We start from the raw sequence: 26,162 nt of genomic DNA, 5'->3' as shown, positions 1-26,162 counted from the left end.
GGGAGACCGGCCGGGCGCGAGGGAGGCGCGCCCGGCCGGTTTTCGCGCTACAGCTGCCGCACCCGGATGTTGCGGAACTCCATCAGGTCGTTGTCACCGTGGTTCTGCAGACCGATGAACCCGCTGACGAACTGCCGGAAGTCGGTGGACGGATCGCCCGCCCGCGACGACTGGATCCCCGGCGCGTTCTCGAACTCGTTGATCACCACGCCGTTGCGGATGATCGTGTACTTCTGCCCGACGACCTTGATCTCGTACTCGTTCCAGGTCCCCTTCGGCTTCACGCCCGCCTGGTCCAGCGGCCGCGGGTCGAAGTTGTAGATCGACCCGGTCTTCTGCGGCTCACCGGTGGCCCCGTCGTACAGCTGCACCTCGTGGCCGCAGTAGATCGCGACCCAGGCCTGCGACGTCCTCGCCGAACCGACTGTGCCGCAGCTGCCCGGCGGACGCTGCTCCAGCGGAGTGCGCGGATCCGGGAAGCGGACGAACACACCGCTGTTGGCGCTGCCGGTCGGCGCGATGTCCTTGAACTGCAGCTTCACCGAGAAGTTGCCGAACTGCTTCGCCGAGTACCACAGCATCCCCAGCCCACCGGACGGTCGCAGTGACCCGTCCGGCTGGATGGCGAACTGCCCGGACGGCGCCTGCGACCAGTTGCGGAACGACGCGGCGGTGCCGTCGTAGATCGCGTCGTAGCCGGTGACGCCCGGGTTGCCGATGGGCGACGCGGCGGCCGCGGCGTTGATCTTGTCCGATTCGGCCGCGTTCAGCACGCCGAGGTCGCCCAGCCGGTCCACGGCCTGGGTGACGTGGTTGACGAAACCGGCGTGGGAGGTCCACGTGCTCTCGTCGTCGATCATGTCGTCGACCGTGCAGCCACCACCGGCGTTCCGGTTGGTCACCCCGGTGTCGGTGTCCCCGATGGTCACCGTGGCGCTGGAATCCGCCACGAGACAGCCGACGCTCACCGAGTTCCGCGTGGTCACCGTCTCGCCGTCCGCGTAGGTCACGGTCAGCTTCGCGGTGTACAGACCCGTGCGCGGGTACGTGTGCCGCGGGTCGGGCTGGGTCGAGATCGTGCCGTCGCCGAACTCCCACTTGTAGGAGACGCCGCCGGACTTCGACCCGGTGAAGGCCGCGGTGAGCGGTTTGTTCTGCACCATGGTCGACGCCGCCGCCGCGGACGGCGTGGCCTCGCCGCCGGTGTAGCTGATCTTCAGCAGCTTCTGGTTGTTGGTCAGGGTGAAGAAGCCGCCGCCGTAGTCGAGCACGTACAGCGCGCCGTCCGGCCCGAACTTGGCGTCCATCCACTGGTTCAGCTTGGTGTCGCCGCCGCCGGTCGGGATGATCTGCCGCACGGTCTCGGCGAACACCGGCGGATCCTGCTTCGCGACACCGCTCGGGTCGAGGGTGACCGCGATCCGGTTCTGCCCGTTGCTCTGGTCACCGATGAACCACTTGTCGTTCCAGTACGACGGCCACGCGACGCCGCTGTTGGTGTTGACCAGTTCGCGGTGGTACGTCGGGCCGGTCATGACCGCCTGGCCGCCGCCCTTGAGGTAGGGCTGCGTGTAGGTGGCTTCGGCCGCGTTGTACGACGGGACGGAGCTGTTGGGGCGGTTGGGGAACACCGGCCCGCCGCCGTCCGGCGCGTACCAGATCATGTTCTTCTTGATCGGCGGCAGGTTCACCAGGCCGGTGTTGCGCGGCGAGGTGTTGACCGGGTTGTCGCAGTCGTACCAGCCGGTGAGCACCGCGGCGTCGGTGCTGCTGCGGTCGCGGTACGGCTGCTTGTTGCCCATGCAGTACGGCCAGCCGTGGTTACCCGCCTCGGTGATCACCGTGGCGGTCTCGTACTTGGCCGGGCCGAGTTCCGGGCTCGGCGAGGTCGCGTCCGGGCCGACCCAGGCGGCGGTCAGCCAGTTGGTCTTCTTGTCGACTTGCAGACGCGAGATGTTCCGCACGCCCATCACGTAGATCTCGGGCCTGGTCTTGTTCCCGGGGTCGTTCGCCTCGGGGAACAGGTTGCCGGCCGGGTTGGTGTAGGTACCGTCGGCCTCGGGGTGGATCCGCAGGATCTTGCCGTTGAGGTCGTTGGTGTTACCGGCGGTGCGGCGCGCGTCCTGGAACGAAACGCCCTTGTAGTCCTGGGTCCAGTTGTTGCCGGAGTACCCGTTGGAACCCTGCGACGAGTTGCTGTCACCGGAACCTATGTAGAGGTTCCCGTCCTTGTCGAAGTCCATGCCGCCACCGGCGTGGCAGCAGCTGTGGACCTGGACGTCCCACGACAGCAGGTCCTTGCGGGTCGCCTGGTCCAGCGTCTGGTTCTTCAGGTCGTAGGTGAACCGCGAGACCGTGCGCTTCCCGATCCGCTTGTCGATGTCGACCGACGAGTGCGGCATCCAGTAGGCGTACATCCAGCCGTTCTCGCTGAACTTCGGGTCCAGCACGAGACCGAGGAGGCCTTCCTCGTTCTTGACCAGTTCGTCGCCGCTGCCGCGGTTGCCCATCACCTTCAGCGTGGTGAGCAGCTTCGGCTTCTTGGTGACCGGGTCCCACTGGTGGATCGTGCCGCAGCCGGCGCCGATCTCGGGGTTGGTCCAGTCGTTCGGCGCGGGCACCACGTTGCCGGCGCAGGCCGCGCGGCCGATGTAGAAGACCCGGCCGTTCGGCGCGATGGTGAGGCCGTGCGGCTCGCCGATCTGGTCCATCTGGCCAGGCTGGTTGACCGCGGTCAGGCGTTCGACCTTGTAGTTGGCCGCGATACCCGCCTTGCAGTCACCGCGCACCATGCCGGTGGTCCACTTCAGCGCGCCGAGGATGTGGCTGCGGAACTGGGCCTCACCGTAGCTCGCCTCGGTCCGGCCCATGCCGCTGTAGAAGGAGCGGCCGCCGTCGTAGTCACGGCACCACGAGATCGGGTGGAAGGCGCCGTTCGCGCCGACTCCCGGCTTGTAGGTCGATTCCTCGACCTGCGCGACCGTGTGCACGGTGCCGACCGGGTTGACCTCCCAGTTCAGCCACCGGTCGGTGCGCACCCACTTCTGCGGCAGGCCCGCGGTGGCCGGGTTCGCCTTGTCGAGGACGTCGACCGTGGCCTGGGCCGGGTCGGGCTCGGGCGGCGGCGGGGTGGTCGAGTTGTCCTTGTACAGCTTCCAATCGGCCAGCTGGATGATCGGGTCACCCGCGTTGGCGGTGATGTTCAGCCGGTAGTTCGCGTACGCCGTGGTGTTGGCGAAGGTGAACTTGCGGCTCACGAACCGGTCGGCGAACGTCTCGTTGGTGCGAGTGTCCAGATCGGTCCACGTGGTCCCGTCGTTGGAGCCCTGCAGGGTCCAGCTCTTGGGATCACGGCCGGGGAAGTCGTTCGCCGAAACGAGGTCGTAGCTGCTCACGGCGACCGGGGCGGCCAGCTTGTAGGCGACCCAGCCGGTCGGCTGGAAGGCCAGCCACTTGGTGTTCTCGTTGTTGTCGGCGAGCTTTTCCTTGGTCTCGTTGGGCGGGTTCTCCGCGCTCGCGGTGATGGAGGCGACCGCCTCCGGCGTGGGACGCGCCCCCACCGGACGGGCCCCGATCAGCCCGGAGAACCACTGCGAACCGTCCTGGGCCCGCGCGGCGTCGGACAGACCGAGGAAGCCGCCGCCCGCCTTCATGTAGTTCTGCAGCGAGGTTTCCTGGTCACGGTTGAGCGTGATGCCCTGTGCGGAAAGGAAAACGACGCCGCGGTACTTCGCGAGGTTGGCCGCGGTGAACACCGCGGGGTCCGAAGAGGACGAAACGGAGATGCCGTTGGCCTGGCCCAGGCTCGCGATCGCGTCCGTGGCGCGCAAGACGGGGTCCTTCTGGTCCGCGGCGGCGCCATGGAAGACCAGGACGTTCACCGGGACGTTCGTCGCGGCTTCGGCGGTCACCGGTGCGATGGCCAGCGGAAGCCCGGAGGTGACGACGGCGCCGACCGCCAGCGCGGCCAGTGACCGTCTGCGGAGCCGACGTTGCGAAAACACTCGTCTCAAGTTCTCGCTCCTTTCAAGACTGGTGGTGGTGGGCCGAAGCCCCGGTGGCGTCCGGAGTGGACGTGGTGGTGTGCTGATGTCCCTTGAAGCGGTCGATCGCCTCCTGCGCGCCCGCGGGCATCCCGCCGTCGGCGTTGCGGACCAGGAACACCCCGGACATGCCGTCGTCCGAGTGCTGCTGGACATGGCAGTGGTACATCCACGCGCCCGGCCCGACACCGTCACCGGCGATCACCTGGAACCCGAAGGAGTTGCCGGGGTCCAGGGTCTTGTTGTCGAGGATCGGGGCGTTGTCGGTCGCGCTGGTGAGCATGCCGGTGCGGGTGTCCGCCCAGCGGTGCGCGTGCAGGTGGAAGGTGTGCATCAGGTTGCCGTGCCCGATGCAGATGAACTCGACGCGTTCGCCGAGGTTCGCCTCGAAGATCGGCGTGTTCGGGGCGACCTGGTGGTTGATCCACATCTCGGTGAACACCACGGTGAACTGCTTGCTGGGCAGCAGATCCCCGCGCCTGCGCACGATCAGGCCGCCGTAGAGGCCCTTCATCAGGCCCGCGGTGCCGTGGTCGCCGCCGAACGCGTGGTCGTGGTAGTGCCAGTACCCCGCGCTGCCGGGCATCCAGAAACCGTTGGCCGCCTGGTAGGTCGTCCGGGTCTTCCAGGTGTAGGTCTTGGTCTCGTACGGCTTGTTGAAGGAGTCGTTGAACGGCGAGCCGTCGGATTTGGTGTCGTAGTTGACGCCGTGCGGGTGGATCGAGAGGCGCTGGTCGGTGTTGTTGACCAGCTCGATCACCAGCGTGTCACCCTCGTAGCACTCCAGGAGCGGCCCGGGGATCGTCGGTTTGCCGGGCTCGAGCCCGTAACCGACCCGGGTCGTGCCGGGAACGTAGTCGGCGTAGACGGTGATGTTGCGGGTCATCCCCGCGGCGGCGGCCGGCGCCGAGCCGGCGCTCGCCGACACCACGACCGGGGCGATCACCCCGGCCGCGGTGCCCGCGAGCATCGATCTGCGGGACAGCCCGCGTTTCTTGTTGTCCATTGTGGATTCCCCAGTTAGAAGCGGACGTTACGGAGATAGGTGAATCCGGTCTGGGCGGTGCTCAGGGGATCCGTGGGGTTGTCGTGCTCGACGATGTACTCGGCGAGGTGGGGACGGGTGTGGCGGAAGATGCGGGGGAAGTCGATGACGCCCTTTCCGGGGTCGACCATCTTGCCGTCCGCCGTCCGGTCCTTGACGTGGTACTGCACCACGCGCGGGCAGTGCTGCCGGTACAGCGAAACCGGGTCCATCCCGCCTTCCACCGCCCAGAACAGGTCGATCTCCAGATGCACGTACCGCGGGTTCGTGTTCCTGGTGAGCACGTCGTACGGGCGCACGCCGTCGATGGCCGCGAATTCGTGCGCGTGGTTGTGGTAGCCGAGCGGGATACCGGCCTGGCGGAACTTCCGTGCCGCCGTGTCCAGCCGTCCGGCGAACTGCTTCCAGCCGTCGATGGTGTCGAAGTTCGCCCACGGCACGTTGGCGCGGGTGTTCCCGAGGACCTTCGCGTCCGCGATGGTCTTGTCGAGGTCGCCGTCGATGCCGACGTGGGTGGACGTCGCCTTGATGTGGTTCTTGTCCAGCAGACCGCGGAACTCCTCGGCCGAGCGGCCGTAGGTGCCCGCCAGTTCGACCTTCCGGTAGCCGATGTCCGCCAGCGCGGACAGGGTTCCCGGCAGATCGGCCTGCAACGCGGTGCGCAGGGAGTAGAGCTGGATGCTGATCTTCTCCACCGGGACCCGGCCCCGACCGTGGTGGCCGGCTCCCGCTGTGGGCGCAGTGGCCGCACTGGCCACGCTCGGCAGGGCTACCGCCGCGCCGACCGCGACCGCCGCCGTCGCCGCGCCTCGGAGGAGCGTCCGCCGAGAGTGGAACCGCTCAGCTTCTTCACCGCACATGAAACCGCCCTCACTTCTGGTTGCTGAAAGCCGCGTCGAAGGCCGCCGACGGCTTGTCGAACAGGAGCCCCCGCAGAAAGGTCACGGCCTCCGCCGCGCCCCGGAGCCGGTCCATGCCGGCGTCCTCCCACTCCACCGAGATCGGACCGGCGTAGCCGATCGAATTCAGTGCGCGGAAACAGTCCTCCCAGGGCACGTCACCGTGCCCGGTCGAAACGAAGTCCCAGCCGCGTCGGGGATCTCCCCAGGGGAGATGCGAGCCGAGCCGTCCGTTCCGTCCGTCGAACCGCTTCCTGGTGTCCTTGCAGTCCACGTGGTAGATCCGGTCGGCGAAGTCGAGGATGAAGCCGACCGGGTCGAGGTCCTGCCAGATGAAATGCGAAGGATCCCAATTCAGCCCGAATGCCGGACGGTCGCCGACAGCTTCGAGCGCACGTTTCGTGGTCCAGTAGTCGTAAGCGATCTCCGACGGGTGGACCTCGTGGGCGAACCGCACGCCCACCTCGTCGAAGACGTCGAGGATCGGGTTCCACCGGTCGGCGAAGTCCTGGTAGCCGTCGTCGATGACCGCCTGCGACACCGGCGGGAACATCGCGACGTACTTCCAGGTCTTCGAACCGGTGAAACCGATCACCGTGTCCACGCCGAGTTTCGCCGCCGCGCGGGCGGTGTCGGCCATCTCCTTCGCCGCCCGCTGCCGGACGCCTTCGGGCTCGCCGTCCCCCCACACCCGGGCGGGGATGATGGCCTGGTGACGTTCGTCGATCGGGTCGTCACAGACGGCCTGCCCGACGAGGTGGTTGGAGATGGCCCACACCTTGAGGCCGTGCTCGGCGAGGAGCTTGAGACGGCCGGGCACGTAGTCCTCTTCGGACAGTGCGCGGTCGACCTCGAAGTGGTCGCCGGAACACGCGATTTCGAGGCCGTCGTAGCCCCATTCACTGGCCAGCCTGCACACCTCGGTGAACGGGAGATCCGCCCACTGGCCGGTGAACAGGGTGATCGGACGGCTCATGCTTGCTCCTCGAAAGTGATCGCGTCGACGTCGAACAAGCCGCCGGAACCGCCCTTGAACACGAGGAACAACGGGCCGGTGCCGCCGGGGTCGGTGATGGCGGAAGCCGGGATGTCGGCATAGGTGTCCCAGCCGCCGGTGTTGGCGACGGTGACCGTCTGGACCAGCGGTCCGTCCACCGCGCCCGAGCGGACCTCGATCGTGCCGCCCGCGCCGCCGGACGAGACCCGGTAGCCGATGCCGCTGACCCCGACGAGGTTCACCGGGTCGAATTTGATCCAGTCACCGGATTCGATGTGGCCGACGCGTTTGCCGCCACTGGCGCCGGCGTGCGCGACGACCTCGATACCGCTGGACTGGGTGTAGAACTCGGCCTGCTTCAGCTTGGGCTGCAGGATGGATTCCGCCTCGCCGGTGAGCGCGGGCACGCCGTTGCCGCCATTGTCGGTGTAGCTGGCGTTGATGACACCGAAGACGTTGGCGTCCGCGCCGTGTCCTTCGTCGGCGGGCGTCGCGATGGTGCCCTCACAACCGGTGGCGCGGCTCAGCGGATGGCCGTGGCCCTCATGGCCGAGGATGTACTCGACGGTCACCTTCGAGCAGTCGATCGGGTTGTCCTCGGCGTCGGTCACCTCGACCTTGAACGGGACCATGTCGCCGAAGCTGAACACGCTGCCGTTGAGCGGCGTCTTCAGCGTGACCACCGGCGCGGTGTTGCCGACGGTGACCACCACGCTCGCCGAACCGGTCAGCCCGGTGGAGTCGGTGACCGACAGCTTCGCGGTGTACTGGCCGTTCGCGGCGTAGGTGTGGGAAACCGGGGTGGCCTCGGTGGAATCGGTCGTGCCGTTCCCGTCGAAGTCCCAGGCGTAGGTGAGCGCTCCGCCGTCGGGATCGTTCGTCCCGGCCGGGTCGAACTTGACGGTCAGCGGCGCCTGGCCCGACGTCTTGTCCGCGGCCATCTTGGCGACCGGCGTGCGGCGGCCCTTGGTGTAGTCGACGCGGTAGACGGCGGATTCCTTGGAGCCGCCGAAGTAGCCGGTGCCGTAGTCGAGGACGTAGAGCGCGCCGTCCGGGCCGAATTCGAGGTTCATCGGGCGGACGAGGTCCATCGAGTCGAAGAACGGCTTGATGGCGCCGCGTTCACCGTTCGGTCCGACGGTGATCTCCTTGATCCAGCCGCGTTCCCATTCGTAGGCGAAGGTCTTGCCGTTGAAGTACTCCGGGAACTTGGTCTGCGACGGGTTCTTCGCGTCGAACTGGTAGACCGGGCCGCCCATCGGCGACTCGGGACCGGTGCCGAACTCCGGCAGCGAACCGCCGTCGTAGGGGATCCACGCCTTCTCGACCGGCGGCAGATCGGTCAGCCCGGTGTTGCGCGGGCTGGTGTTCTTCGGCTTGGCGCAGTCGAACGCGGCGCCGGACTGCTTGGTGGCGAAGTCGTAGTCGATGAACGGCTGGTTGTCACCGATGCAGTACGGCCAGCCGAAGTTGCCGGGCTTCTTGATCAGGTTGAATTCGACCGTGCCGCCGGGACCGCGCTTCGGGTCGGCCGCGCCGGCGTCGGGACCGTAGTCGGCCAGGTGGATCCAGCCGGTCTTGCGGTCGACGGCGAACCGGAACGGGTTACGGAAGCCCATCGCGTAGATCTCGGGCTTGGTCTTGGCCGTGCCGCGCGGGAACAGGTTGCCCTTGGGGATCGTGTACTTGCCACCCGCGCCGACCTTGATCCGCAGCACCTTGCCGCGCAGGTCGTTGGTGTTGGCCGAGGTGCGCTGCGCGTCGTAGACCGGGTTGCGGTCGGCGCGTTCGTCGATCGGGGTGAAGCCGTCGGAGGCGAACGGGTTGGAATCGTCCCCTGTGGACAGATACAGGTTGCCCTGCGCGTCGAAGTCGATCTCGCCGCCGGCGTGGCAGCAGATCCCGCGTTCGGCCGGGACCTGCAGGATCTTCTGCTCGCTCGCGAGGTCGAGCTTGTTGTCCGTGCCCAGCTTGAACCGCGAGAGCTGGTTGTAGCCCTTGAACGGCTCGAAGTCGGCCGGGGTGCCGTTTTCCGGCGCGTCACCGGCCGGGGTGTTCAGCTTGGGCGCGTAGTACAGGTAGACCCAGCGGTTCTTGGCGAAGTCCGGGTCGATGGCGACACCCTGCAGGCCGTCCTCGTCGTGGTTGTACACGGGGATCTGCCCGGCCAGCGTCGTCGTCGCCGACGAACTGGTGTACCAGACGCGGCCGTCGCGCGACGTGTGCAGGACGTCGCGGTTGGGCAGCACGGACAGCGCGATCGGCTCGCCGGTCTTCTCCTCGCCCTTGGCCAGGGTGATCTGGTCGAAGTCCGCGTCGACCGGGTCTTCCTGGGTCTTGGCGCAGCCCGCCTCGCTCAGCTTGGTGGCGTACTTGATACCGCCGGCCAGATGCTTGAGGAAGGCCGGTTCGGCGTAGGAGGCCTTGGTGTGCCCGCCGCCGGTGTACCAGGAGCGGCCGCCGGAATTCTCATGGCACCAGGCGATCGGATGGTCGCCCATCGCGCCGTCGCCGGGCTGGTAGCTCTTCTCGTCGAGGCTCGCGAGCACGTGGACTTCACTCCGCGGGTTCTCGCGGTAGTTGTACCACTCGTCGGTCCGCGGCCAGGTCTCCGGAAGATCCACTGTGGACACGTGCTCGTGGTCCTCGACCTTGACGTTCGCCTGCTGGATCTGCGGGTGGGACTTGAAGTACGCCCCGACCAGCTCGCCGTACCAGGGCCAGTCGTACTCGGTGTCGGAGGCGGCGTGCACGCCGACGTACCCGCCGCCTCCCTTCACGTACCGCTCGAACGCGGCCTGCTGGTCCGCGTTCAGCACGTCACCGGTGGTGGAAAGCCAGACCACCGCGTTGAAACGCTTGAGGTTCGCGTCGGTGAAGGCCGCCGCGTCCTCGGTGGCCTCCACCGCGAAGTGGTTCTGCGCACCCAGTTCCTTGATCGCCTTGATGCCGTCGGGGATCGAATCGTGCCGGAAGCCCGCGGTCTTGGAGAACACGAGCACCGTCGCCGCTTCGTGCGCCGATGCGGTCCGCATCGGTAGCGCGACGCCTGTCAGAGCCGTGACCATGGCTGTGACGAGCACACCCAATCGTCGTTTCAAAGACATAGCAGTAGCGATCCTTTCGATGAGCGACAGCGATCAAGGAACGGAAGCCGGTGAAACGCGCCTTTCTATTTGAGGCCCTGCAGCGACAACAACAGCGGATGCACGTCGGTCGCACCGACGCGACCGGACGGCTGGAAGGCCGGATCCGAACAGAGCAGCACGGGACCGTCCTCCGCGGAATCCGGTAGCCGTCCGTGCGAGCCGCGCACCCAGCGCGGATCGGTGGGGACGACGTCCATCGCGTACCGGAGCCCGGCGAACTTCTTCGCCAGGTTGAGCCCGGCCCGCGCCTTGGCGAACTTGTCCTCCGGGTCGAAGAACAGTTCGGCGGGGTCGTAGCCCGGTTTGCGGTGGATCTCGACGCCGCGGGCGAAGTCGGGCTTCCGCGCGTCGTCGAGCCAGTAGTAGTAGGTGAACCACGAGTCCGGCTCGGCGACCGCGACGAGTTCGCCGGCGCGTTCATGGTCGATCCCGTAACGAGCCTGCGCCTCGCGGTCGAGCACCTCGTCGACGCCGGTCAGCTCGCCGACGACTCCGCGCACCCGTTCGATGTCGGCCGGGTCGCGGACGTAGACGTGCGCGACCTGGTGGTCGGCGACGGCGAACGCGCGGGACGCCCATGGGTCGAGGTATTCCATACCCGCCTGGGTGTAGACCTCCAGCAGGCCCTCGCGCCGCAGCGCCCGGTTGATGTCGACCGGCCGGTGCACGTTGGTGATCCCGTATTCGCTGAGCGCGACCACGGTCGCCCCGGCGTTGCGGGCGTCGTCGAGCAGCGGCGCGAGCGCGTTGTCCAGTTCCCGTGCCGCTTTCCGAGCCTGCGGCGCGTCGGGGCCGAAGCGCTGCAGGTCGTAGTCGAGATGCGGGACGTAGGTCAGCAGCAGATCCGGCCGCTTCTCGCGCAGGATCTGCCGCGACGCCCCGATCACCCATTTGCTCGACTTGAGCGAAGCCGTCGGGCCCCAGTACTGGAAGAGCGGGAACTCCCCCAGCGCGCCGGTCAGCTGATCGTGCAACTCGGGCGGGCGCACGTAGGCGTCCGGCGACTTGCGGCCGTCGGCGTGGTAGATCGGCCGCGGGGTCACCGTGACGTCGGTGCTCATCCCCATCGCGTACCACCAGCACACGTTCGCCGACGTGTAGCCGGGGTGCGCCGCCCGCGCGGTCTCCCACAGCTTCTCCCCGCCGACGAGCCGGTTGTGCTGGCGCCACAGGAAGATCTCGCCGAGTTCGCGGAAGTACCAGCCGTTGCCGACGATCCCGTGTCGCGCGGGCATGAGCCCGGTGAGGAAGGTCGACTGCGCGCTGCAGGTGACGGCGGGCAGCACCGTGCCCAGTTCGGCCTGCCAGCCGTCGCGGGCGACGGCGGACAGTTTCGGCATGTCCCGCAACGCCTTCGGGGTCAGCCCGACGACGTCGATGACGACCAAGGGTTTCACGCGGACACCCCTTCCTTGACGAGGTTCGCCTGTGCCCATTCGAGTTCGGCGGCGATCCCGCCGACGAGGTCGCCCGCGTCCGGGAGCACGCTCCAGGTGTAGGTCTCGACTTCGATATGCGGTTCGCCGGGCAGCCCGGCGGCGACGGTGCGCAGGACGTCGGTCGTGGTGGACAGCGGCGCGGCCGGGGCCTGGTGCAGGGGCATGTGGAAGTGCACGCGCCACGGCCCCTCCCCCGGCAGGTCGGTCCACGCCCCGGGCAGGTCGTCGGCCTTGTGCACGACGCCACCCGAGAACTCGCGGACCTGGTGCAGGTACCGCGGTTCGGCGAACGCCGCCAGCGCGTCACGGGCTTCGGCCGGGTCTTCGACGTGCAACGCGGCGGAAGCCTGCACCTTCACGATGTCCACATCGGACTCGGCGATCGCCTTGAGGGTCTCCGCCGGATCGGCGAACGACACCGCGAGGTGACAGGTGTCCAGGCACAGCCCGACGTACTCCGGGTCGACGCGACCGGACAGCCAGCCGAGCGCGTCGGCCACGGTGTCGAGCACGCAGCCGGGTTCGGGTTCGACGGCCAGTTTGATCGGCCGGTCACCGATCGCGCGGACGACCTGACCGAAGGCCTCGGCCGCCCGGCGGTCGTCCTGTTCGTCCCACGGTTCACGCCAAGCCAACGGCAGCGTCGATATGCTGCCGTAGGAAGCATCCTCGGCGAGCAGGTCGGAAAGCACGTTCACGCAGTCGATCGTGTACGCGACCCGATCCGGGTGTGTCCACTCAGGACGGTAGACCGCGTGCTTGACGACGTCGTCGTGGAAGCCGCCGTACGGGAAGGCGTTGAGCGTGTACACCGACAGCCCGCGGGCGTCGAGTTCGGCACGGAAAAGCTTGCGCGCCTCGATGTCTTCGGCGAGCCCGCGCGCGACCGGCGCGGAAAGCCACAGTCCGACGCCGAGTTTGTCGGCGCCCAGCCGCTCACGCACCGGGAGCGCGTACCGCTCCAGCTGCGTGACGATGCCGTCGACGTCTTCGGCCGGGTGGACGTTCGTACAGTAGGAGATCATTTGCGGGCACCTCGCAGCACCGAATTGCCCTCGAAGGTCACGGCTTCGCCGGTGAACCCGGGCAGCGGGTCGAGCGTGAGCCTGCCGCTGAGCCCGTAGAAGTCGACAGGGTTCTGCCACAGCACCTTGTCGACGTCGGCCTCGGTGAACCCGCCGTCGAGCATCGCCTGCCCGGTTTTGGCGGTCTTCAACGGATCGGACCGGCCCCAGTCGGCGGCCGAGTTGACGATCATCTGCTCCAGCCCGTACTGGCGCAGGATCTCGACCATCCGGTGCTCGTCCATCTTGGTGTCCGGGTAGATGGAGAACCCCATCCAGGCGCCGGAATCCTTGACCAGCTTGACGGTGACCTCGTTGAGGTGGTCGACGACCACGCGCTCCGGTGCGACGCCTGCCTCACGCACGACGTCGAGGGTGCGCTTGGTGCCTTCCAGCTTGTCGCGGTGCGGGGTGTGCACCAGCACCGGGAGGTCGTGCTCCAGCGCCATCGCCAGCTGCTGGGAGAAGACCTCGTCCTCTTCCTTGGTCATCGAGTCGTAGCCGACCTCGCCGACCGCGACCACGCCGTCCTTCGCCAGATACCTCGGGAGCACGTCGAGCACCTCGCGGCAGCGGGGGTCGTTGGCCTCCTTGGGGTTCAGCGCGATCGTGCAGTGGTGCCGGATGCCGAACTGGGCGGCGCGGAAGCGTTCCCAGCCGATGAGCGCGTCGAAGTAGTCGGTGTACGAGCCGACGCTGGTACGCGGCTGCCCCAGCCAGAACGCGGGCTCGACCAGCGCGCGGACACCGGCCGCGTACATGGCTTCGTAGTCGTCGGTGGTCCGGGAGGACATGTGGATGTGGGGATCGAAGATACGCACGGTCAGCGGCCTTCCTTGAGCAATGAGAGGGCGTCGGCGGGTACGTCACGTCCGGCCGCCCTGCGTTCGTCGGCGAAATCGGCGAGCATTCTTCGAAGCTCGTCGTCCGCGCGGGAAGTGAGGTCCGCGACGGCGGCCAGCGGCACACCGACGAAGACGCATTTGAGGACGCCGTGGCGCCACGTGTGGTCGTCCAGGAACCGGGCGAAGGCACCCATGGCGGCGGCGACCAGCCTGATGTCATTGGCACGCAAGGCGTCTTCGACCAGTTTGATCCCGGCGTCGGTGACTTCGGCGCCCGGCGACTCCAGCGTGGAGAGCGCCCGCAGGACCCCGCGCCGCTCGGCGTCGTCGCCGTAGCGGTAGAGATCGCGCAGTTCCGCGGCCAGTGCGGCGTCGTCGAGGACGTCGGCCAGGACCGACACGAGCCGGACCCGCGCCCGGTCGTCGACCGTGCCGTGGACCAGCCCCCGCGGATCGGTGTCCGGGTGCAGCGCTTCACGACCGACTTCGCGGCCGACGGCCGGGAAGATCGCGCCGATCACCGACGGCTTCTCCCGGATCCGGCGTTCCGCCTTGGCCTGCCACGTCTGCGGCATCGCCGCGGTGAGCGCCTCGAAGGCCCGTCGCGCGGTGTCCGGCGCGGCGTGGCTGTGCCGGGGCAGTTCGACCGCGGCCAGCCCGGTGTAGCCGATCTCCGCCAGCGCGGCGAGCGTCCCCGGCAGATCCAGATGCCCGTCGCCGAACTCCAGATGCTCGTGGACCCTCGGCAGCATGTCGTCCAGCTGCACGTTCCACAACAGCGGACCGGCGAGGCGGACGCATTCGGCCGCGTTCACCGGCTCGACCGCGACACAGTGCCCGACGTCGAGCGTGACCCCGAACAGCTCCGGTTCACCGAGTTCCTTGCGCAGGTCCAGGACCTGGCCCAGATGCTGCACGAGGTGGCCGGGCTCGGGTTCCATCGCCAGCCGCACGTTCAGCCGCGCGGCGTGCTCCAGTACCGCCGCGACCCCTTCACGCAACCGGGACCAGGCCAGGTCGTTGTCCACTGTGGACACGCCGGACCAGAACGACACGCAATCCGCTCCGAGGTCCCCGGCGATCCGCAAGGCCCGCGCCAGGAAATCGATCCGCAACGCGGGGTCGTCCGAAAGCAGCGTCGGCGAGTGCTTGCGCCACGGGTCGAGCAGGTACCGGGCGCCCGTCTCGATGACGACCCGGTTCAGGCCGAGCGCCGAAAGCCGGGAGGCCACGTGGTCGACCTGCCGGGCCAGATCGTCGGCGAACGGGTCGAGGTGGTCGTGGTCCAGCGTCAGCGCCACCCCGGTGTACCCGAGGTCGGCGATCACCGCGAGCGCGTCGTCGAGGCGGTGGTTGGAGAAGCCGTTGGTGCCGTATCCCAAGGAGAACGTCATGTGGGGCTCACCTTCCTCGAAAGCCTGCGGGCGATCGGCAGCGCGGCCGCGACCAGCGCCGCCCCCAGTACGGAGCCCTTCGCCGTGACCGCCGCCTGCAGCGGGACCATGCCGTGGATGCCGTTCTTGGTCGCCGACCGCACGGACTTCGCCGACGGGTCACGGACGGCGTCCGCCTGCGCCCTGCCGACGAGACCCGCGTAACCCGAACCGGCGGCCATCGAGGCGGCGCGGTGCCAGCCCCCACGTGCCGGTCCGGTCAATGCCAACGTTGTCGCCGCGCAGCTGGTGGCCAGTGCGGCGCGGGCGGTCGCCGGGTTCGCGCCGTGGACCTCCCCGGTGGAGAGCACTGTGACGCCGAGTGTGTGGACGCCGACAGCCGCCGCGGCGGTGGCCGCCTTCTTCGGTGAGTCACCGGCGCCCAGCAGGACGTCGAGCGTGCGGCACGCCGCCATCGCCACCGGTCCGGCCGGGGTCGGCTTGAGCACGGTGTCGTAAGCCCACACCGACGCCGCGAGCGGGACCGCGACGCGTATCGCCCGGCGGCCGCCACCGAGCGCTGCCAGGCCAAGTCCGGCAGCGGTCAGCGCGGCCCCGGTGGTGAGCGCCGCGCCGGCACTCACCCGCCCGGACGGGATCGGCCGCTCGGGACGCTCCACGGCGTCGAGCTTCCGGTCCGCCCAGTCGTTGAGGGCCATCCCGGCCCAGTAGAAGGCGACCGAGGACAGCGGCAGCAGCAGCCGTCGCCCGGTCATCTTGAGCCCGGCCGCGGCGGATCCGGCGACCGTGTCGCCGAGCACCGTCAGCGCCGCGGGCGCCCGGACGAGTTCCACGTAAGCCTTCACAGGTCGGCCGCCCAGGCGACCAGGCGGGCGGTCTGCTCGGCGAAGCGGTGTTCGTCGCTGCCCAGCGGATCCTTGAAGAAGAACCCGAGTTCGGTCAGCGCGCCGCTCTGGCCGCCGGCGTGCGCCGCAGTCACCAACCTCGCGAGGTCCAGGATCAGCGGCGCCGCGAGCGCGGAGTCGTAACCGGTCCAGGTGAACTGCAGGCTCATGCGCGCGCCGAGGAAACCCTCGAACGACACGTGGTCCCACGCGGTCTTGATCTCGCCGAGGTCGGGCACGTTGTCGATGTGCAGCGGCGCGGTGACATCCTCGCCGAGCAGCGCCGCGAGCCCGCGCGCCTTGGATTCCAGCTTGCTGTTCGCGGTCACCGGGTCGGCGAGGGTCTCGCCGTCGCCGCCGCCCAGCAGGTTGGTGCCCGCCCAGGAGCGGACCTTCAGCGCCCGCGCGCTGAACATCGGCGCGAGGACGGTGCGCAGCAGCGTCTCACCGGTCTTGCCGTCGCAACCCGCGTACGGCAGGCCTTCCCGCTCGGCGAGCTTCCGCAGCGCGAGCAAGGTGATTCCGGCGGACGGCGTGAACTCGACGTACGGGCTTCCCGCCTTCAAGGCCGCGTAGGCCGACAGGGAACTCGACGGGAGCACCGCCCGCGCGGGGTCGGCGAGCGCCGCTTCGAGAGCGTCGAGGTCGTCGTGTTCGGGCAGGTGGGGGCACGGGGCCTCGGTGGAGGACACGTTGACCACCACGACCCTGGCGAGGTCGTGCCGGTCGGCGAAAGCTCGGATGTCCGCCGTGAGCCGGGCGGCCGCGTCGGCCTGGGCACCGGTATGCGTCGCCGGGTGGTAGCCGTCGCGGATCTCGGCGTCCACTTCGGCCAGACCGGACCGGACCGCGGAGAACACCGAGTGCCCGAAGACCCCGGCGTGCGCCAGCTGTTCGGCGCGCTTCTCCAGCGGGGTGTGCACGATGTCGTGCCCGCCGAGGACCAGATCGTCCCAGCCCGGCAACGGAACCCCGGCGAACGCGGGCAGCTCGGTGACACAGCCGCCACCGCCGGCCACCCCCGCGCGCAGCGCGAGGAGCCCTACCGCGGCGGTAGTGGCGACAGACCCCCTCGCCCCGGTCAACCAGATGCCCGTACGCTCGTGAGCAGGCATTTCTCCACCTTTCAAGAACCCGAGAACCCCGACCTCCGATGGTCGGATGTTTCGGATCGAACCAAGTCGCAGTGATAGCCGTCATGCGACTTTCGGCTGGATCTCCACAGCCGTTACCACTCCGCCTCGTCCTCGATCTTCTCCAAGTCCTCAGCTACTTCCCTTCGCGGTGACACCGGGCACAGTGGTCCATCGCGCCTCGTCGGACGCGCTGCGCTCGACCGCGTCCAAGACCTGCTGAACCCTCAACCCGTCCTCGAAGGACGGTTCGGGATCCTTGCCTTCGCCGATCGCGGTGAGCAGATCGGCGACCTCGTTGGTGAAGGTGTGCTCGTAGCCGAGGAGGTGGCCCGGCGGCCACCACACCCCGACATACGGGTGCTCGGGTTCGGTGACCAGGATCCGGCGGAACCCGGCCTCGGTGGCGGGCTGGCCACCGTCGAAGAAGGACAGTTCGTTCATCGACTCGAAGTCGAACGCGAGGCTCGCCTTCGATCCGTTGATCTCCAGCCGCATCGCGTTCTTGCGGCCCAGCGCGAACCGGGTCGCCTCGAAACTCGCCACCGCCCCGCCGCTGAACCTGCCGAGGAACAGCGCGGTGTCGTCGACCGTCACCCGCCCGGTGCCGCCGTCGCCGTCCGGCCGCTCCTTGACGAAGGTGTCGGTCAGCGCGGAAACCCCGGTGATCGTGTCGCCGGTGACGAACTGGGCGGCGTCGACGATATGCGCGCCGAGGTCGCCCAGCGCGCCGGAGCCCGCCTTGTCCTTGTGCAGCCGCCAGGTCATCGGCGCCTGGGCGTCGGACAGCCAGTCCTGCAGGTAGACCGACCGCACGTGGCGGATCTCGCCGAGCGCCCCGCTCGCGACCAGTTTCCTGGCGTGCGCGAGCGCGGGCACCCGGCGATAGTTGAACGCCACCATGGACCGGACGCCGTTGGCCCGTGCCTTCGCCGCCGCCTGTGCCATCGCTTCGGCCTCGGCGAGGGTGTTGGCCAGCGGCTTCTCGCACAGCACGTGCTTGCCCGCTTCGAGCGCGGCGATCGCGATCTCGGCGTGGCTGTCGCCCGGCGTGCAGATGTCGACCAGGTCGACGTCGTCACGGGCGATCAGCACGCGCCAGTCGGTCTCGACGTCTTCCCAGCCGAACCGTTCCGCCGCGGCCTTCGCCCGCACCTCGTCACGGCCGCCGAGCACGGCGAGTCGCGGGATCAGCGGTGGCGTGAAGAACCGGTGCACGCTGCGCCAGGCGTGCGAATGCACCGCACCCATGAACGCGTGGCCCACCATGCCGATCCCGATCGTTTCCGTTGCCGTGCTCAATACCCCTCCTATGTCTCCGCTTGCGTGTGTCGGGTACGCGGGTCTACGAGTCGAAGCCGACGTCCATGTACTTGTCGACGTTCTCCTTGGTGACCACCGCGGAGTACGTGGTGATCTCGGCGGGGATCTCGTGCTCGGCGAAGTCGCCGGCGCCCTTGCCCTGGCCGAGCAGGCGCGCGAGCGAGATCGCCGAGGACGCCATCGACGGGCTGTAGAGCACCGTCGCCTTCAGCGGTTCGGCGTCGGACTTGATCAGGTTCATCGCGTTCTTCGATCCCGCGCCGCCGACCATCAGGAAGTTCTTGCGGTTGGCGTTGTTGATCGCCGCGATGACGCCGACCCCCTGGTCGTCGTCGTGGTTCCACAGAGCGTCCAATTTGGACGCCGACTGCAGCAGGTTCGAGGTCTGCTGCTCGCCCGACTCCGGGGTGAACTGCGCCGAGACGCGCGGTCCGACCGTGAAACCCTGACGGGTCAAGGCGTCCTTGAAGCCCTTGCTGCGTTCCTGGGTCAGCGGCAGCGAGTCGATACCCGCGACCTCGCCGATCACCGGACTGGCGATGTTCTTCGCCTTCATCTGCTGGGCGATGTAGTTGCCGGCATTGACACCCATGCGGTAGTTGTCGCCGCCGATCCAGGTGCGGTACGCGAGCGGGGTGTCGAAGACCCGGTCCAGGTTGATCACCTGGATACCGGCGTCCATCGCCTGCTGGCCGACCGCGGTCAGTGCCTTGCCGTCGAACGGCAGGATCACCAGCACGTTGACCTTGGCGTTGATCAAGGTCTCCACCTGGGAGATCTGCTGGTTGACGTCGTTGGTGCCCTCGGTCGCGTTGAGCGTGACCTCACTGAACTTCTGCGCCTGCGCGCGGGCGTTCTTGGTGATGGCCGCCATCCAGCCGTGGTCCGCGGCGGGAGCTGAAAACCCAATTGTCACTGGACTTCCGGGCTGCGAGTTCGCTCCGGCGTTGGCCACGTTGGCCGCGTTGTTCTGCGCCGGTGCCTCGTTCGAGGTGCACGCGGTCAGCAGCGCACCCGCTCCGACGGCCGCGCCTCCCAGCAGGAAACGGCGGCGATGCAGGGATTGTTCGGTCATGACGACTCTCCATCCACGGTGACGGGGGTGACCACTAAGTACTCGTCTTGGTTTTCTTTACGGAGCGGAACTGCAGCAGCGCGGCCAGCACGATGATCACGCCCTTGGCGATGTTCTGGATGTCGGTGTCCAGGTTGTTGAGCGTGAAGATGTTGGACAGCACGGTGAAGATCAGCACGCCGATCAGGGTGCCGATGAGCGAGCCGCGGCCACCGGTGAGCAGGGTGCCGCCGATGACGACCGCCGCGATGGCGTCGAGTTCGTAGAGCATGCCGTTGGTCGAGGCGCCCGCGGTGGTGCGGGCGACGACCATCAGCGCCGCGATACCGCAGCACAGACCGGCGACTCCGTAGACGAGTGCGGTGTGCCGTTTGACGTTGATGCCCGCCAGCCGCGACGCCTCGGCGTTGCCGCCGACGGCGAAGGTGCGCCGGCCGAACGTGGTGCGGTTCAGCACCACCCAGCCGACCGCGAACACCAGCGCGAACATCCAGATCAGCACCGGGATGCCGAGCAGGTCACCGCGGAAGAAGTCCAGGAAGCCTGCCTCCGACACCACCTGCGTGCGGCGGCCGCTGATACGTTCCGCGAGACCGCGGGCCGAGACGTACATCGCCAGTGTCGCGATGAACGGCACGATCTTCCCGTAGGAGACCAGGATCCCGTTGATCAGCCCGCAGCCGAGGCCGACCAGGAGTCCACAGAGGATCATCACGAACGGGCCGTAGGACTGGGTGGCCAGGGTGGTCAGCCAGACACTGGACAACGCCACGATCGACCCGACCGAGAGGTCGATGCCGCCCGCGATGATCACGAACGTCATCCCGACGCTGACCACCCCGATGGCCGCGGCGAGCCGCAGGATCGTGGAGATGTTGCCATCGGTGAAGAACTGGTCGGGCCGGGTGACCTGGCCGACGACGCACAGGATCACCAGCACCCCGGTCAGCCCGAGCAGCCGGGGATCGGCGGTGAACTTGAAGCCTGTTTTCTTGCGAGGTAAGGGTTCCGCGGCGCTCTCCGTACGCACCGATTCGGCTTGGTCGGTCACGCCGCACTCCCTTCGAGAATCACGTCGAGCACTTCCGCCTCTGTCAGCTCCGCGGACGGCTTTTCAGCCAGGACACGTCCTTCACGCAGCACCAGCACCCGGTCGGACAGGCCGAGCACTTCGGGGATCTCGCTGCTGACGAGCACGATCGCGACGCCGGTCGCGGCCAGTTCCTCGATCAGCCGGTACAGCTCCGCCCGCGCGCCGACGTCGACCCCTCGCGTCGGCTCGTCCAGCAGCAGGACCCGGCAGCCGCGGACCAGCCAGCGCGCCAGCACCGCCTTCTGCTGGTTGCCGCCGGACAGCGTGCGGATGATCCGGTGCGGGTCGGCGGGCCGGAGATCGAGGCGCCGCAGGCTTTCCCCGGCGTCGTCGAGCTCCCTGCCCCGCTCGGTGAACCCGAACGTCGCGTACTTGCTCAAACTCGCCAGGGTCACGTTCTGCACGACCGGCAGGTCCAGCAGCAGCCCCTGGCTCTTGCGTTCCTCCGGCGCCAGGCCGATCCCGGCCTTGACCGCCGCGGACACGCTGCCCGGCCGGACCGGCTCGCCGTCGACCGACACCGAACCCGTGTCCTGTTTGCGCGCGCCGAAGATCGTCTCCAGCAGTTCGCTGCGGCCCGAGCCGACGAGACCCGCGATCCCGACGACCTCGCCGGCGTGCACGGTGAAGTTCACGTTCTCGAACTCGCCGACGGTGGTCAGGTTCTCCACCTTGAGGACCTCGTTGTCCGGGTCGACGTGTTCCTGGTGGCGCGGGCCGAACACGGTCTCGACCTTGCGGCCCGCCATCAGCGCGACGAGGTCGGCGGTCGGCGTCTCCTTGGCGTCGAGTCCGGTGGACACGGTCTTGCCGTCCTTGAGCACGGTGACGCGGTGGCCGATCCGGCGCAGTTCTTCGAGCCGGTGGGAGATGTAGACGATCGCGACACCTTCGGCGGTCAGCTCGCCGACGATGCGGAACAGGTTGTCGACCTCTTCGCCCGCCAGAGCCGCGGTGGGTTCGTCCATCACGAGCAGCTTCGCGTCGTAGGCGAGCGCCCGCGCCATCGAGACCAGCTGCTGACCCGCGGCGGACAACTTGCCGACCTCGGTCGACGGCGCGATCTCGGGATGCCCGAGCCGCGCCATCAGCTTGGCGGCCTTGTTCCGGGACTCGCTGATCCGCGTGAACCCGAACGTCGCCCGCTCGCGGCCGAGGAAGATGTTGTCCGCCACGGAAAGCCCGGGCACGAGGTCGAGTTCCTGGTACATGGTCGCGATGCCGATCTTCAGCGCGGCGACCGGCGAGGGCAGCGTGACCGGCTCGCCCTGCCAGAAGATCTCGCCACCGTCGGGACGGTGGGCTCCGGCGAGCGTCTTGATCAGCGTGGATTTGCCCGCGCCGTTCTGGCCGAGCAGGCAGTGCACCTCGCCGGGTTCGACGTCGAAGTCGACCCCGTCCAGCGCACGCACCCCCGGGAACGTCTTCACGATCCCCCGGACGGATAGCAGGGTCATGCCGGAGCCTCCTCGGCCGAGTTGGGAACTAGCGTCGGATCGGCGAAAAGCCGTTCGGTGGCGAGATGTGCGGCGCCGCGCAGCGGGGCGGTGGTGCCCAGCGGCGACGGCTCGACGCGGCAGGCGGGCTCGTGCCCGAGCGGACGCGCGGACAGTTCGCGGCGCACCGGCTCGACCAGCCATTCGCCCAGTTCGGCGAAATAGCCGCCGAGTACGACGACGTCCGGGTCGAGCACGTCGACCACGGTGGACACCGCGATGCCGAGCGCGACCCCGAGTTCGGAGACCGCCGCGACCGCGCGCTGGTCACCGCGCTGCACGCGGTGCTTGAGCAGCCCGACCCGGCCGTCGACGCCGAGCGCGGGATCGTGCAGCGGGTCACCGGGCGAGGCGGCACCGCGCAGGACGGCGTTGAGCCCGGCCTTGGTCTCCAGGCAGCCGACCCGGCCGCAGGGGCACTGCTCGCCCGACGGGTCGACGGTGATGTGCCCGACTTCGCCCGCGAAACCCCTGGCGCCGCGCAGGATCGCGCCGCCGGACACGAGTCCGCCGCCGACGCCCGTCCCGCCACTGAGGTAGAAGAGCTCCCGCACGCCGCGGCCTGCTCCGGCGACCGACTCGCCGACCGCGCCGAGGTTGGCCTCGTTGTCGACCGTGATGGCCCCGACCGGCAGGCCGAGCCGGGCGGCGAGGAGGTCGGCGATCTCGGCGTCGCGCCAGCGCAGGGTCGGCGCGAACCGGAGGACGGCGGCGGCCGAATCGACCAGGCCGGGCACCGAGACGGTGACCCCGACGGGCTGGTCGTCGAGCAGCACGGTCCGGGCGAGGAAGGCGAGTTCGTCCATGCTCCGGTGGAGCCCGAGCGCCGCGACGTCGGCGGTCTCGGCGCGTTCGGCGACCACGCGGCCGTCGAGGTTCGTGACGACGGCGGCGAAGCGATCGGCCTCGACGCTGAGCGCGAGCCCGCACGCGCTGGCGCCGTTCAGCTCGACCAGCTGGCTGGGCCTGCCGTTGCCGCCGCCTTGGAGTCCGGCGGAGCGGACGAGGCCGCGTTCGGAGAGCTCGGTGATCAACCCGGAGACGGCCGCCTTGGTGAGCCCGCAGCGCGCCGCGAGCTGGGTCCGCGAGAGCGGCCCCTCGCGCAACGCCCGCAGGAGCGCGGCGAGGTTCGCCGTGCGTGGGCTGACCGGGTCGAGCTGCCCGGGTTCAGTCGCGGCCACACTGCCTCATCAGACGACGCCTCACTTACGAATCGGCCGTAACAAACTTTGTTACTTAGCCAGCGAAAGTAGGGTGGCGCCTGTCACCCGTCAAGGTGACAACAGGACAGAAATGTCGACTAAAGCCCGCCGTCACCCGATTAGCCGTCTCAATCGGCGCAGACTTTCGTACTTTTTGAGCGAAAGTCTGTACGATCTTGACGTTACTAATCGGAATCAGGTGAGTGCCCAACGTGCCGCCGGGTGCTCACTCAGCGCTCCCTCGGCACCCCTCCGACGAGCGCTATGAACGGACCGTTCCTTGCGAAATTTGCAAGGAACGGCCCGTTCATAGCGTGCGCGGAGAGTGAGTCAGCTGCTCAGCGTGAAGGCCCGGTCCGTAGCCGACCAAGCGGCCCCGATGACCCCGGCGGTGTCCCCCAGCTCGGACAGCACGATCGGCAGGTTCCCGGTCGCGAGCGGCAGCGACCGCCGGTAGACCGAGCTGCGGATCTCGGCGAGCAGCTGATGCCCGAGCTGCGCCACGCCACCGCCGATCACGACCATGCCGGGGTTCACGAAACTCACCAGCGAGGCGACCACCTGCCCGAGCCGCCGCCCGCCGTCGCGGATCAGGTTGACCGCGCCGAAATCGCCCGACGCCGCCGCGCGGCCGACGTCCTGCGCGGTGATCGCGCCGCGGGCCGCGACGACGTCGGCGAGGTACGTCGACCGGCCGCTGCGCGCGAGCGTCAAGCCGTCGCGGGCGAGCGCGGCGCCGCCGAAGTACGCCTCGAGGCAGCCCGTCTCGCCACAGGCACAGGTCGGCCCGTAGTCGTCGAGGCGGATGTGCCCGATGTCGCCCGCGGTGCCGGCGACGCCGCGGTACACCTTGCCGCCCAGCACGATCCCGCAGCCGATACCGGTACCGATCTTGACGAACACCAGGTCGTCGATGGAGCGGGCGACCCCGGCGTGGCGTTCCCCGAGTGCCATCGAGTTCACGTCGTTGTCGACCGTCACCGGGCAGCGCAGCAGGCCGCCGAGATGGTCGCGCACGGAGAACCGGTCCCAGCCGGGCATTATCGGCGGCGCGACCGCCATGCCCTCGGCGAAACTCACCGGCCCCGGGAGGCCGATCCCGGCGGCGATCAGCTTGCCCGGCGCCTCTTCGCGAATCTTCTCCGCAAGCGCGACGACACGCTTGAGTACGGCGTGCGGACCTTGCCGGACGTCGCAGTCCTCGACGGTGTGCACCAGCACCTCGCACGAAGCGTCGGTGAGGGCGACCCCGACCGACGTCGCGCCGACGTCGACCGACAGCACCCGCAGGTCTCCGGCCAGCCGCACCAGCGTGGACCGCCTGCCACCTCGGCTCGCCGAAGGACCCGCGGTCTCGACGAGGCCGACTTCGGCCAGCCGCGCGACCTCGGCCCCCACCCGGGCACGCGGCAGCTCCAGCCGCTCCCCCAGTTCGACCCGGGACATCGGTCCCTCATCCCGCAACAGGGTGAGCAACTGGGTCTGGTGCCGGGTTTCGACCATCGGATGCTCCGAGGTGGATGCCGTGCTCATTCACCTGAGCCTACGGCGTTGTCCACCGACTGTCCCGAATGCCACTCGAAACGTTCCCGGCCCCCGGACGGGAACAAACCCACCGGGGCTCGTCAGTCCTTTGTGGACGATTCGGCTCGGACGAGCAGCCACGACGGGACGAGCACGATCGCGGTGATCCCGGCGATCCACCAATGCGTGCCCGCGACGGCCGCCGCGGCCCCCGGAGCGGCGGCGAAACGCGCGGAGACGACCGCGGTGAGGGTCGACGTCCCGAAGGATCCACCGATCCGTTGCAGCATCGCGAAGAGCGGCATCGCGTGGGAAATTCGCTCTTTGGGCACCGACATCAGCCCGGTGGCGAGCGCCGGGGTCGTGGTCAGCCCGATGCCGCAGCCGCGCACCACCTGGACGGCCGAAAGCCACCAGTAGCTGTCGGATCCGGTGAGCAGCGCGAGCGGCACCGTCCCGATGATCGTGACGATCAGCCCGGCGAAGATCACCCGCGCGCCGCCGATCCGGTCGGTCAGCCTGCCCGCGAGCGGAAGCGCCAGCACCGTGCCGAGGGCCAGCGGCGCGGTCAGGAACCCGGTGGCGACGAGGCTTTCGTGCCGCACTTCGAGGTAGTACAGCGGCAGGACGATCATCGCGCCGAACAGCGCGATCCCCATCCCGAAGATCACGGCGGCGGCCGAGGAGAACGTCCGGTCCCGGAACAGCCGCAGGTCGAGCAGCGGTGCCGGCGACCTCAGCGCAGTGAGCGCGAAGACGGCGAGCAGGATCGCGCCGGCAGCGGCCGCGATCGGGGCGGCTTCGGCGAAGCCGTACACGAGCAACGGCAACCCGGTCACGGTGAGCACCAAGCCGCGCCAATCCAGCGGGCGGGTGTCGACGGGGCCTTCCCTCGGCAACCGTTTCCCGCCCAGCAGCAGGCAGAGCAGCGCGAGCGGCACGTTCACCAGGAACAGCCACGGCACGCCGAACCGCTCGGCGAGCACGCTGCCCGCCAGGGTGCCGAGTACGGGAGCGAGGTAGATCGGGATGCTCAGCACGGCCATCATCCGGCCGAGCCGCTTCGGCCCCACCGTCGTCGCGAACAGGATCTGTCCCGCCGGGACCAGCAGACCGCCCGCGGCGCCTTGCAGGACACGGAAAGCGATCAGCGCCTCGACCGACGTGGCCGTCGCGCAGAGCGCGGAGAAGATCGCGAACAGACCGACGCACACCAGCCACAGCCGTGTCGTCCCGAAGCGACGGCTCGCCCAGCCGCTCACCGGCACCATCGCGGCGAGCGCGAGCAGGTAGCCGGTCGCTGTCCACTGGGCGGTACCGAGCGGTGCACGGAATCCGGCCGCGATCGTGCCGAGCGCGACGGTGACGACGGTCGACGTGAACATCGACAGGAATCCGCCGAGGGTCAGGATCGAAGCCATTCCCCACAACGCCGAGGTCGAACGCTCCTCGTCGGGACTTCCGATCATCCTACCTGCCGATCTTATCGATGTTAAGATCTTAACAGTGATAAGATCCTGCCGAGTTGTCAAGTCCGATACGGACCGGCGAAGGTGT

18 protein-coding genes are annotated in these 26,162 nt (G+C 68.7%); all 18 read right to left on the bottom strand.

Annotated features, from left to right (window positions below; genetic code table 11):
* Window positions 1-47: 47 nt before the first annotated feature.
* Window positions 48-4,013, bottom strand: a complete 3,966-nt coding sequence (locus tag ACIBTM_RS22160) for a ThuA domain-containing protein (protein WP_395878962.1) — start codon at window positions 4,011-4,013, stop codon at window positions 48-50.
* A 13-nt stretch (window positions 4,014-4,026) separates the two neighbouring features.
* The gene (locus ACIBTM_RS22155; protein WP_395878961.1) at window positions 4,027-5,049 is read right to left on the bottom strand and encodes a multicopper oxidase domain-containing protein; all 1,023 of its coding nucleotides are present in this window, start codon (window positions 5,047-5,049) and stop codon (window positions 4,027-4,029) included.
* Between the two features lie 14 nt (window positions 5,050-5,063).
* Entirely contained in the window at window positions 5,064-5,948 is an 885-nt protein-coding gene (locus ACIBTM_RS22150; protein WP_395878960.1) for a sugar phosphate isomerase/epimerase family protein, read from the bottom strand.
* Between the two features lie 10 nt (window positions 5,949-5,958).
* Window positions 5,959-6,963: a sugar phosphate isomerase/epimerase family protein gene (locus ACIBTM_RS22145; RefSeq protein ID WP_395878959.1), complete on the bottom strand. Its 1,005-nt coding sequence runs from the start codon at window positions 6,961-6,963 to the stop codon at window positions 5,959-5,961.
* A complete protein-coding gene (locus tag ACIBTM_RS22140; protein ID WP_395879396.1) occupies window positions 6,960-10,052 on the bottom strand; it encodes a ThuA domain-containing protein in 3,093 nt (1,030 codons plus the stop codon). Before ACIBTM_RS22140 ends, ACIBTM_RS22145 begins: the two co-directional genes overlap by 4 nt.
* A 104-nt stretch (window positions 10,053-10,156) precedes the next feature.
* Entirely contained in the window at window positions 10,157-11,530 is a 1,374-nt protein-coding gene (locus tag ACIBTM_RS22135) for an alkaline phosphatase family protein (protein ID WP_395878958.1), read from the bottom strand.
* A complete protein-coding gene (eboE, locus tag ACIBTM_RS22130) occupies window positions 11,527-12,597 on the bottom strand; it encodes a metabolite traffic protein EboE (RefSeq protein ID WP_395878957.1) in 1,071 nt (356 codons plus the stop codon). The genes ACIBTM_RS22135 and eboE overlap by 4 nt, the downstream gene beginning before the upstream one ends.
* The gene (locus ACIBTM_RS22125) at window positions 12,594-13,457 is read right to left on the bottom strand and encodes a TatD family hydrolase (RefSeq protein ID WP_395878956.1); all 864 of its coding nucleotides are present in this window, start codon (window positions 13,455-13,457) and stop codon (window positions 12,594-12,596) included. Before ACIBTM_RS22125 ends, eboE begins: the two co-directional genes overlap by 4 nt.
* Before the next feature lie 2 nt (window positions 13,458-13,459).
* The gene (locus tag ACIBTM_RS22120; RefSeq protein WP_395878955.1) at window positions 13,460-14,875 is read right to left on the bottom strand and encodes an EboA domain-containing protein; all 1,416 of its coding nucleotides are present in this window, start codon (window positions 14,873-14,875) and stop codon (window positions 13,460-13,462) included.
* Window positions 14,872-15,720 carry an SCO3242 family prenyltransferase gene (locus ACIBTM_RS22115; protein ID WP_395878954.1) on the bottom strand — a complete coding sequence of 283 codons (849 nt, stop codon included), beginning with the start codon at window positions 15,718-15,720 and terminating at the stop codon, window positions 14,872-14,874. Before ACIBTM_RS22115 ends, ACIBTM_RS22120 begins: the two co-directional genes overlap by 4 nt.
* Window positions 15,717-16,874 (bottom strand): inositol-3-phosphate synthase, encoded by a 1,158-nt coding sequence (locus ACIBTM_RS22110; RefSeq protein WP_395878953.1) that lies wholly within the window; start codon window positions 16,872-16,874, stop codon window positions 15,717-15,719. The genes ACIBTM_RS22115 and ACIBTM_RS22110 overlap by 4 nt, the downstream gene beginning before the upstream one ends.
* A 150-nt stretch (window positions 16,875-17,024) precedes the next feature.
* Window positions 17,025-18,194, bottom strand: coding sequence for a Gfo/Idh/MocA family protein (locus ACIBTM_RS22105; protein WP_395878952.1), 1,170 nt, complete (start codon window positions 18,192-18,194; stop codon window positions 17,025-17,027).
* Window positions 18,195-18,237: 43 nt separating this feature from the next.
* Entirely contained in the window at window positions 18,238-19,290 is a 1,053-nt protein-coding gene (locus ACIBTM_RS22100; protein WP_395878951.1) for a substrate-binding domain-containing protein, read from the bottom strand.
* Window positions 19,291-19,324: 34 nt separating this feature from the next.
* Window positions 19,325-20,341, bottom strand: a complete 1,017-nt coding sequence (locus ACIBTM_RS22095; RefSeq protein ID WP_395878950.1) for an ABC transporter permease — start codon at window positions 20,339-20,341, stop codon at window positions 19,325-19,327.
* A complete protein-coding gene (locus ACIBTM_RS22090; RefSeq protein WP_395878949.1) occupies window positions 20,338-21,840 on the bottom strand; it encodes a sugar ABC transporter ATP-binding protein in 1,503 nt (500 codons plus the stop codon). Before ACIBTM_RS22090 ends, ACIBTM_RS22095 begins: the two co-directional genes overlap by 4 nt.
* The gene (locus ACIBTM_RS22085; protein WP_395878948.1) at window positions 21,837-23,060 is read right to left on the bottom strand and encodes an ROK family protein; all 1,224 of its coding nucleotides are present in this window, start codon (window positions 23,058-23,060) and stop codon (window positions 21,837-21,839) included. The genes ACIBTM_RS22090 and ACIBTM_RS22085 overlap by 4 nt, the downstream gene beginning before the upstream one ends.
* 351 nt (window positions 23,061-23,411) lie before the next feature.
* Window positions 23,412-24,614, bottom strand: a complete 1,203-nt coding sequence (locus ACIBTM_RS22080) for an ROK family transcriptional regulator (protein ID WP_007034224.1) — start codon at window positions 24,612-24,614, stop codon at window positions 23,412-23,414.
* Between the two features lie 92 nt (window positions 24,615-24,706).
* The gene (locus ACIBTM_RS22075) at window positions 24,707-26,074 is read right to left on the bottom strand and encodes a DHA2 family efflux MFS transporter permease subunit (protein ID WP_395878947.1); all 1,368 of its coding nucleotides are present in this window, start codon (window positions 26,072-26,074) and stop codon (window positions 24,707-24,709) included.
* Window positions 26,075-26,162 lie beyond the last annotated feature (88 nt).

The organism is Amycolatopsis sp. NPDC049868 (assembly GCF_044461365.1).
Lineage (GTDB): Bacteria > Actinomycetota > Actinomycetes > Mycobacteriales > Pseudonocardiaceae > Amycolatopsis.
The sequence above is the reverse complement of the archived record's forward strand: the minus strand, read 5'-3'. Positions and strand labels throughout refer to the sequence as shown.